This window comes from Streptomyces sp. NPDC059142 (assembly GCF_042755665.1).
In the GTDB taxonomy this organism is placed as follows: domain Bacteria; phylum Actinomycetota; class Actinomycetes; order Streptomycetales; family Streptomycetaceae; genus Streptomyces.
Window position 1 is genome coordinate 27,338 of sequence record NZ_JBHZDA010000092.1, and the last position, 1,340, is coordinate 28,677.

Annotated in this window: 2 protein-coding genes and 1 tRNA gene; 1 reads left to right on the forward strand and 2 read right to left on the reverse strand. The window is 68.7% G+C overall.

All coding sequences use genetic code 11. The features are described from left to right. Positions 1-38 precede the first annotated feature (38 nt). Positions 39-110: transfer RNA gene (locus ACFXPK_RS26515), tRNA-Val, on the reverse strand. Between the two features lie 54 nt (positions 111-164). Further along, complete coding sequence (locus ACFXPK_RS26520; RefSeq protein ID WP_385079277.1) at positions 165-635, reverse strand: TIGR02611 family protein; 471 nt, start codon at positions 633-635, stop codon at positions 165-167. A gap of 190 nt (positions 636-825) precedes the next feature. Here ACFXPK_RS26520 and ACFXPK_RS26525 point away from each other — a divergent pair, with 190 nt between their 5' ends. Next, positions 826-1,239: an SsgA family sporulation/cell division regulator gene (locus tag ACFXPK_RS26525; RefSeq protein WP_003959770.1), complete on the forward strand. Its 414-nt coding sequence runs from the start codon at positions 826-828 to the stop codon at positions 1,237-1,239. Positions 1,240-1,340 lie beyond the last annotated feature (101 nt).

The following is a 1,340-nucleotide window of genomic DNA, read 5'->3' on the forward strand; positions in this document are numbered from 1 at the left end:
GCCCCTCTGGTGGCGCCCCCCCCCCCCCCGGTTCCGGGTGGGCGATACTGGGTTCGAACCAGTGACCTCTTCGGTGTGAACGAAGCGCTCTCCCACTGAGCTAATCGCCCGGGCGCAGGGCATACGTTACCCCATGTCAGGGGCGTCCCTGGACGCGTCACCGGTCATCGGTCGATCTTCCAGGGCAGGACGATGCCGAACTTCCACAGATAGATCCCGGCCAGCACGGCGAAGATCACCAGGCCGACGCTCGTGAGGATGATGTTGCGGCGCCTGACCTTGGGGTCGAGGGCCTTCTGCGCGGCTTCCCTGACCTTGCGCCGGGTCCAGCGCAGGACGAGCTGGGCCCAGACGAACTCGGTGGCCCAGATCGCCATGCCGGCGAAGATCACCACCCAGCCGGGTCCGGGCAGCACCAGCATGGCCACGCCCGCGGCGACCACCGCGAGACCGGCCAGGAAGACGCCGACCTGCCAGCTCACATGGAGCGGCCTGGACGCCTTGATGAAGCGCGGCGCGCGGGACCCCAGCACCCGCTCGGGCTCCACCACCTTCTCCGCCGCCATGTCCCCCGTGGCGGGCTCCGTCGCCGCGGGGGCGACAGTCTGGTCCCGCTCGTGACTCTGCGCGTGCATGACCCCCAACGTACCGGAATCGCGGGGATCACTGGAATGGCGGTACGAGTCGAAGTAGCACACCGCCGTACGAGCTACCCGAAGCATCGCAAAACAGACAGAGGGGTTTACAACGGCACCGTAGGTGGCATGTCGATTTCGCCGACGTGCGAATCCCCGAGCGCACACTGAGCGAAAGGCCCTGGCGCTTATGAACACCACGGTCAGCTGCGAGCTGCACCTGCGCCTCGTTGTATCGAGCGAGTCCTCACTGCCTGTACCCGCGGGCCTGCGGTATGACACGGCCGATCCCTATGCCGTGCACGCCACCTTCCACACCGGAGCCGAAGAGACGGTCGAGTGGGTCTTCGCCCGCGACCTTCTCGCCGAGGGGCTGCACCGGCCCACCGGCACCGGCGACGTCCGTGTCTGGCCGTCCCGCAGCCACGGTCAGGGCGTCGTCTGCATCGCTCTGAGCTCCCCGGAGGGCGAAGCCCTGCTGGAGGCCCCCGCGCGGGCCCTGGAGTCGTTCCTGAAGAGGACCGACGCCGCGGTGCCACCGGGCACAGAGCATCGTCACTTCGATCTCGACACGGAGCTCTCCCACATCCTGGCCGAAAGCTGAGCCAGGCAGAGGGCTGCACGGCGCCGTCCGACTCGGGGAGACGGCGCCGCGCGGACAACCGCATACGGAGGACACCGGCGCCGTCGCCGCGGAACCCACCG